Below are 7862 nucleotides of genomic sequence, written 5' to 3'. Positions count from 1 at the left end.
GTTACTCACTATGGCGGCGCGGCAGGTCCGGTCATCTTTGGCGTGGGTTACAACGATATTAAATCCTGGTGGTTGGTCGGTGCGGTACTGACGATATTAACCTTCTTGGTGCATATCACCCTCGGCGTGTGGTGGTGGAATATGCTGATCGGCTGGAACATGCTGTAAATATACTCGTCATACTTCAAGTTGCATGTGCTGCGTCTGCGTTCGCTCACCCCAGTCACTTACTTATGTAAGCTCCTGGGGATTCACTCACTTGTCGCCTTCCTGCAACTCGAATTATTTAGAGTATATCCATTTATTATCTTTCTGCGCACTTCACGGTGCGCAGATATCTGGAGCATTTGATGATCAAGTTATCTGAAAAAGGCGTGTTTCTCGCCAGTAATAACGAAATAATTGCCGAAGAACATTTCACCGGCGAAATTAAAAAAGAAGAAGCAAAAAAAGGCACTATTGCCTGGTCTATTCTCTCTTCTCATAATACGTCCGGAAATATGGATAAACTTAAAATTAAGTTTGATTCATTAGCCTCTCACGATATTACCTTTGTTGGTATTGTACAGACCGCTAAAGCGTCCGGAATGGAACGTTTCCCGCTGCCGTATGTGCTGACCAACTGCCATAACTCACTCTGCGCCGTCGGCGGCACCATTAACGGTGATGACCATGTTTTTGGTTTATCGGCAGCTCAGCGTTATGGCGGTATTTTTGTGCCTCCGCATATTGCGGTCATCCATCAATATATGCGTGAGATGATGGCTGGCGGGGGCAAAATGATCCTCGGGTCAGACAGCCACACCCGTTACGGTGCATTAGGGACAATGGCAGTCGGTGAGGGTGGCGGTGAGTTGGTAAAACAGCTGCTTAATGACACCTGGGATATCGACTATCCGGGCGTGGTTGCGGTGCATCTGACCGGAAAACCTGCGCCGTATGTGGGGCCACAGGATGTGGCGCTGGCTATCATTGGCGCGGTGTTCAAAAACGGTTACGTCAAAAACAAAGTCATGGAGTTCGTTGGACCGGGCGTTAGCGCGCTCTCTACCGATTTCCGTAACAGCGTTGACGTGATGACCACGGAAACCACCTGTTTAAGCTCCGTCTGGCAAACTGATGAAGAAGTGCATAACTGGCTGGCGCTGCACGGTCGCGGCCAGGATTACTGCCAGCTTAACCCTCAACCGATGGCGTACTACGATGGCTGCATCAGCGTTGATTTAAGCGCCATCAAACCAATGATTGCGCTGCCGTTCCACCCGAGCAACGTGTATGAAATCGACACACTGAACCAGAACCTGACCGACATTCTGCGTGAGATTGAAATTGAGTCCGAACGCGTGGCGCACGGTAAAGCCAAACTCTCGCTGCTGGATAAAGTGGAAAATGGTCGCCTGAAAGTGCAGCAGGGGATTATCGCGGGCTGTTCTGGCGGTAACTACGAAAACGTCATCGCGGCGGCGAATGCACTGCGCGGTCAATCCTGTGGCAATGACACCTTCTCGCTGGCGGTTTACCCGTCATCACAGCCGGTGTTTATGGATCTAGCCAAAAAAGGTGTGGTAGCAGATTTGATTGGCGCAGGCGCAATCATCAGAACCGCATTCTGTGGCCCATGCTTTGGCGCGGGCGATACGCCAATCAACAACGGTTTGAGTATTCGCCACACCACGCGTAACTTCCCGAACCGCGAAGGCTCTAAGCCAGCCAATGGGCAGATGTCAGCGGTGGCGCTGATGGACGCTCGTTCTATCGCTGCGACTGCGGCAAACGGTGGCTATTTAACCTCTGCCAGCGAACTTGATTGCTGGGACAACGTGCCGGAGTACGCCTTCGATGTAACGCCGTATAAAAACCGTGTTTATCAGGGCTTTGTGAAAGGGGCAACTCAGCAACCGCTGATTTACGGACCGAACATTAAAGACTGGCCGGAATTGGGTGCGCTGACTGACAATATCGTCCTGAAAGTGTGCTCGAAGATCCTCGACGAAGTCACCACCACCGACGAACTGATTCCTTCCGGTGAAACCTCTTCTTATCGTTCAAATCCGATTGGTCTGGCGGGGAATGTCAGCGAGCTGACAGAGGTGTTTGCGCGCATTAAGCAGATTGCTGGTCAGGAGCATATTGATCCGCTGCAAACTGAAATTGGCAGCATGGTCTATGCGGTGAAACCAGGCGATGGTTCTGCGCGTGAACAGGCGGCGAGCTGCCAGCGTGTGATTGGCGGTCTGGCGAATATTGCCGAGGAGTACGCGACTAAACGCTACCGTTCTAACGTCATCAACTGGGGGATGTTACCGCTGCAGATGGCGGAAGTGCCAACCTTTGAAGTGGGGGATTACATTTACATCCCTGGCATTAAAGCGGCGCTGGATAATCCGGGTACGACGTTTAAAGGTTATGTGATCCATGAAGATGCGCCGGTAACGGAAATTACGCTTTACATGGAAAGCCTGACGGCTGAAGAGCGCGAGATTATCAAGGCGGGTAGTTTGATTAACTTCAATAAAAACCATCAGATGTAAAAAGCGCCATGTGAATGTAGGTCGCATTCGGCACTTATTGTCGGATGCGATGCTGGCGCATCTTATCCGACCTACAAATCGCATCGAACCGTAGGCCGGATAAGGCGTTTACGCCGCATCCGGCAAATAGTTAATAGCTCTTACTTCTTCGCCTCTGCAACCACTTTGCTGCCCACGCCGCGGTTATTGTATTCCCACATGCGGTTGTAGTTAGTGTCATTCAGATTGCGCTGTATTTCGTCGTTATCATCTACGCTGCCGGTATTACCCGCAAACGGACGATTAGAGATCACCGCATCGGCCCACGGTTTAGCCGTGTTAAAACCTTCGTTGATGGCGCTATCACGGATCACCACCTGACCGTTGGTATTAGCATCAACATCCAGCGAGCGGCCCAGTTGCGCCACGCCATCACCGGAAGCATTGAAACGGCTGTTTACGGCGAGGAAACCGTAATAGATGTTAGACAGCGTAGCCGGTGCAAACACATATGCTTCTTGCTGGGTACGTGAGTTCACCACGCGGAATTCGGTGTTATCGAACACCACTGCGCCGCGACCAGAAACGATATCCACATCCCCTTCAATATAGCTGTTGGTCACCAGCGTACGCGGCTGACGGTTGGTTTCCAGACGGTTCTGCACACCGCTGTTGGTGACAAAGAAGGTGTTCTGACGACCGAGAATGTTAACGTTGTTAATCTGTACCTGGTCACCGTCAGTACGCAGTGCTACCGCCGGATGGTTACCTGCATCTACACTATCGCCCAGCGTGTTTTCGATGGTCAGATTTTGCAGTTGCAGTCCATTGTTTTGTGACCAGAAGACCGCAGAACACAGAACACCGATACTGTCGCTGCGTTTGCTCTGGCAGCTATCGTACATATACCACGCTGGTTTACCTGGCATATATTTGCCGCGCGGGTTGACGTCGTGACGCCAGTCGGCAGGGCTCATGCCCCCATCAAGGGAAAGCCCAATCTTCACATCAATCGGTTTTTCACCTGTACCGTACAGAGTGATTCCACCTGGAGCAGCAGGGACATACACCGTTCCCTGATACTCACCAGGCATCACGGCAATATACTGGCGCTTGTTGGTGCGCTTGATAATTGCCGCATCTACCGCCGCCTGAATCGTGGTATGCGTTACACCTTGAGTACCCGCCGGGCCGACAACAAAGTCAGGTTGCGCAGGCAGGGTTATCGGGGACGGATTCCACGCTGCAGCACCTGGTGTCAGGGATGCAAAATAGTGTTGCGCATCGAAATTCAGCGCTTCTTTTGCCGACAGAATCGGGCGAGAAGAGGTACCAGGCGCAGTTTGATCAGAAGGACGTTGATCGGGTGGTGTTGAGCTACAGGCGGTCAGCGTCACGCCAAAAGCCAATGCCAGCGCCAGACGGGAAACTGAAAATGTGTTCACAGGTTGCTCCGGGCTATGAAATAGAAAAATGAATCCGTTGAAGCCTGCTTTTTTATACTAAGTTGGCATTATAAAAAAGCATTGCTTATCAATTTGTTGCAACGAACAGGTCATTATCAGTCAAAATAAAATCATTATTTGATTTCAATTTTGTCCCACTCCCTGCCTCTGTCATCACGATACTGTGATGCCATGGTGTCCGACTTGTGCCCGAGAAGATGTTGAGCAAACTTATCGCTTATCTGCTTCTCATAGAGTCTTGCAGACAAACTGCGCAACTCGTGAAAGGTAGGTGGATCCCCTTCGAAGGAAAGACCTGATGCTTTTCGTGCGCGCATAAAATACCTTGATACTGTGCCGGATGAAAGCGGTTCACGACGAGTAGATGCAATTATGGTTTCTCCGCCAAGAATCTCTTTGCATTTATCAAGTGTTTCCTTCATTGATATCCCGAGAGCATCAACATGCAATGTTGTAGGGATGGCAATTTTTACGCCTGTTTTGCTTTGCTCGACATAAAGATATCCATCTACGATATCAGACCACTTCATTTCGCATAAATCACCAACTCGTTGCCCGGTAACAACAGCCAGTTCCATTGCAAGTCTGAGCCAACATGGTGATGATTCTGCTGCTTGATAAATTTTCAGGTATTCGTCAGCCGTAAGTCTTGATCTCCTTACCTCTGATTTTGCTGCGCGAGTGGCAGCGACCGGGTTTGTTGTTATATGGCCTTCAGCTATTGCCTCTCGGAATGCATCGCTCAGTGTTGATCTGATTAACTTGGCTGATGCCGCCTTGCCCTCGTCTATGTATCCATTGAGCATTGCCGCAATTTCTTTTGTGGTGATGTCTTCAAGTGGAGCATCAGGCAGCCCCCTCCTTATTGCTTTAATTTTGCTCATGTAATTTATGAGTGTCTTCTGCTTGATTCCTCTGCTGGCGAGGATTTTTTCGTAGCGATCAAGCCATGAATGTAACGTAACAGAATTATCACTGTTGATTCTCGCTGTCAGAGGCTTGTGTTTGTGTCCTGAAAATAACTCAATGTTGGCCTGTATAGCTTCAGTGATTGCGATTCGCCTGTCTCGGCCTAATCCAAACTCTTTACCCGTCCTTGGGTCCCTGTAGCAGTAATATCCATTGTTTCTTATATAAAGGTTAGGGGGTAAATCCCGGCGCTCATGACTTCGCCTTCTTCCCATTTCTGATCCTCTTCAAAAGGCTACCTGTTACTGGTCGATTTAAGTCAACCTTTACCGCTGATTCGTGGAACAAATACTCTCTTCCATCCTTAACCGGAGGAGGGAATATCCTGCACTCGCGTACCCATCGACGAACTGTTTCAAGGCTCCTTGGGCGTCGCTGGCGTGCGTTCCACTCCTGAAGTGTCAAGTACATCGCAAAGTCTCCGCAATTACTCGCAAGGGAGCGAGTATTGGTTTATTTTCTCCAACAAAAAAGGAGCCGAAGCTCCTTTGATGATTAAAATTCGAATTGTCTCGCCCGAAGGCTTTTCAGCATTGGTTTTGCCCGTTCGAAAAGGGCGCTTGCTTGGTCAAGTCGTGTCGCCTCCCTTAGCAGTACATCTCTGTTTTTCGTCACCGTGTAAAAAGTTTCAAACGCGATGTCATACAGCTTGCTCGTGTATGATGAGTTCAGTTCCTTCAATATCGGGTACAGACGTTTGCAGATGTCCTGCGCATTCTCCATCTGTACCTGCATATAGCAAAGGAGGATGATTTCTTCGTCTGTGAATTGCTGCGCTGGTTGCATGCTGCGAAGTTTCTTTTCGCACTCGATGAAGTATCGGCGTATCTGGCGGCCTTTTTCGTTACGCTCGACCATCGCCGTTTCTTTGGCTGTATCGAGGGTGAGGTGATAGTCTTTGCTACGGCGATCGCCTCCACGTCCTTTGATCCCCCTGTTTTGGTGAACCAAAATGTAATCGACATCAACGGCAAAGCCGTATTCTGTTATGCGATTTTTAATCCATGTAGAGAAGTCACGACGTACTTCCAAAAATTCGTGTAAATCACGGGCATTAACGAGAAGAGTTGTTTCGTTGGATATAGTGCCGTTGAATACGGGGATGAGTTGACTGGTCATTTTTATGTCCTTTGCATTTGTTCAGATAGCCCTGTGTTCAGCAGGGCGGTCAGGTACTTGAACACCGTGCAAAGTCGGCCCGTATCCTTAACCTTTCGGCTGTTTTTCGGTATACGCGCTACCCGACCATATCTGAAAAATGGACATAAAAAATCCGCATGACTGACGGGTGCGGTTTCCGCTTTGCAAGGTGTGTTCAGCACCATGAAGCGGAATATAGCCCCGTTAATGCGGTGTTGTCAAATCATGTAGGCCTTATCTTGCTGTAAGCCGCGCCATTCGGGCTTTTCCCCACATTTGGGGAAAACTATCTTGTCAAAATCATGCAGCCTTTCGCTCTCCTTCGATGAGTTCCTCTATTTTGTGCACTCCAGCCTCGTTGTACCGAAATGTTTCAACCTGCTTGTCATTGTGCGCCGATTTGTCGATGAACCACTTCCCGTACTTTTCTGTTTTGAGCATGTAGGTGTTGGCTATGCGTCCTACCTTGTTGGCTGAAATACCGTAGCGCTGGCCGACTTCCGTAGCAGAGTAGTAGTGCTCTGAGATAGCTGGCAGAGGTACAACATCGCGACCAACAATCGGGTTGAACACTCCAGCTACTGCTGCCTGCTTTGATTCTGAGGACAGATTCGGGAACATATTCACCAGTCGATCCGCCACGTTCAAAGCTATTTCCATGGCTCGCGCACGGTCTAGGCTACTTTCTGGTTGCGGTACTGGTTGAGGATGGTTGGCAACCTTTTCGCGCTGATTGAAGTAGCCGTCCTCCAGTTTTTCGAACACGTCCCATGCCTGATCCGTTTCGAGCATCTTCGCGTGACGGGCGGCTCCGCGCTCTGTCCAGAGGATGAGGTGGCGTGCATTTGGGGCACTTTTCACAAAGTAGTTTAAAGCTACTTTGTGTTTTAGCGCGCGCAGCTCGTCACCAACGACCTTGTAGAAGTGTACCCCCTCAACAAAGCGCGACTTGTTTTCATGATGGTTTTGCCGGATGCGCACAACATCCGTTCCGTACAACTGCGCCAATGTTTGGTGGGTAGTTGTTTTTAAAGTCAGCTGCTAACACATAGCATTGTCGCTCTCCCATTTCTGGCATTCGCTCACTACAGCTTATCCAGGCATCCGGAGTTACCGGCACTGGCTGGGCGGTATAAAGCGGTGTTATATCTGCCCGAAAATTACATGCTTTATGCAGCCGCACCCACCGTTCGACTTCTGCTTTGTCAGAATACATACCAGTGAACGTGTTATATTCACGGTCAATTTGCGTGAAGGTTACCTTCCACGCCACCGGCTCTGCTGTCAGCGATGCCAGAGCAATTTCATAAGCACGGCGTTCAACATTGTCTCGCACATCCAAACTGCTGATACGCTCTTTGATTTCTTTAATCAGTTCTTTGTCGTTCACTTATGCCTCCGATTCCCGGATGTCACCCAAATCAACGCTACAATGCCAACCAGTGCAACGAGCGCAAAACTATCAAGCATCTCCAACCTCTTTAACGGTAACTGTCTGTGCCTCCAGTTCTGCTATGCGCTTTTCTGAGGCTTCAAGTAACGCCTGCTTATCGCGTAGCGCTTCTTCCAGTTCAGCAACATGGCATTCACTATCAATAAGGTTGTTCTCTGCTGCTTCCAGCTCAACACGCAACTTCCCTACCGTTAGCGCAATTTCCTCGTTCTCCTGATCGCGGCTTTTGATGTATTGCAGGTTTCTTTCCCGTTCATCCAGTAGTGCCAGCGCAACATTTGGATTAAAAGCAGCAATAAATTCAGCGTTTGCATAAGCCTGAAC

Annotated in this window: 8 protein-coding genes and 2 pseudogenes; 2 read left to right on the top strand and 8 right to left on the bottom strand. The window is 49.4% G+C overall.

Annotation, left to right across the window (positions count from 1 at the left end):
* A partial coding sequence (locus ACUU1I_RS18330) for an anion permease (protein WP_040234399.1) occupies positions 1-168 on the top strand: 168 nt, incomplete at its 5' end.
* A gap of 182 nt (positions 169-350) precedes the next feature.
* Complete coding sequence (locus ACUU1I_RS18325; protein WP_000593939.1) at positions 351-2531, top strand: hydratase; 2181 nt, start codon at positions 351-353, stop codon at positions 2529-2531.
* Between the two features lie 140 nt (positions 2532-2671).
* Here the strand turns inward: ACUU1I_RS18325 and ACUU1I_RS18320 are convergent, their stop codons facing one another.
* The 8 genes and pseudogenes from ACUU1I_RS18320 to ACUU1I_RS18285 form a co-directional block, all read right to left on the bottom strand.
* Positions 2672-3955: a putative acyl-CoA thioester hydrolase gene (locus ACUU1I_RS18320; RefSeq protein ID WP_001091541.1), complete on the bottom strand. Its 1284-nt coding sequence runs from the start codon at positions 3953-3955 to the stop codon at positions 2672-2674.
* 134 nt (positions 3956-4089) lie between these two features.
* Positions 4090-5160 (bottom strand): tyrosine-type recombinase/integrase, encoded by a 1071-nt coding sequence (locus tag ACUU1I_RS18315; RefSeq protein ID WP_000533643.1) that lies wholly within the window; start codon positions 5158-5160, stop codon positions 4090-4092.
* Positions 5138-5356, bottom strand: coding sequence for an excisionase (locus ACUU1I_RS18310; protein ID WP_001303849.1), 219 nt, complete (start codon positions 5354-5356; stop codon positions 5138-5140). Before ACUU1I_RS18310 ends, ACUU1I_RS18315 begins: the two co-directional genes overlap by 23 nt.
* Before the next feature lie 84 nt (positions 5357-5440).
* Positions 5441-6064 (bottom strand): antA/AntB antirepressor family protein, encoded by a 624-nt coding sequence (locus ACUU1I_RS18305; RefSeq protein ID WP_000203843.1) that lies wholly within the window; start codon positions 6062-6064, stop codon positions 5441-5443.
* Between the two features lie 321 nt (positions 6065-6385).
* Positions 6386-7123 carry an ORF6N domain-containing protein gene (locus ACUU1I_RS18300; RefSeq protein WP_337924876.1) on the bottom strand — a complete coding sequence of 246 codons (738 nt, stop codon included), beginning with the start codon at positions 7121-7123 and terminating at the stop codon, positions 6386-6388.
* Positions 7041-7301: a DUF551 domain-containing protein gene (locus ACUU1I_RS18295; protein ID WP_337924877.1), complete on the bottom strand. Its 261-nt coding sequence runs from the start codon at positions 7299-7301 to the stop codon at positions 7041-7043. The genes ACUU1I_RS18300 and ACUU1I_RS18295 overlap by 83 nt, the downstream gene beginning before the upstream one ends.
* 57 nt (positions 7302-7358) lie before the next feature.
* Positions 7359-7475, bottom strand: a pseudogene (locus tag ACUU1I_RS18290) (DUF551 domain-containing protein); the annotation flags it as partial.
* A gap of 90 nt (positions 7476-7565) precedes the next feature.
* Positions 7566-7862: pseudogene (locus ACUU1I_RS18285) on the bottom strand (ead/Ea22-like family protein); the annotation flags it as partial.

Source organism: Shigella sp. SIG3 (genome assembly GCF_053555855.1).
The sequence above is the reverse complement of the archived record's forward strand: the minus strand, read 5'-3'. Positions and strand labels throughout refer to the sequence as shown.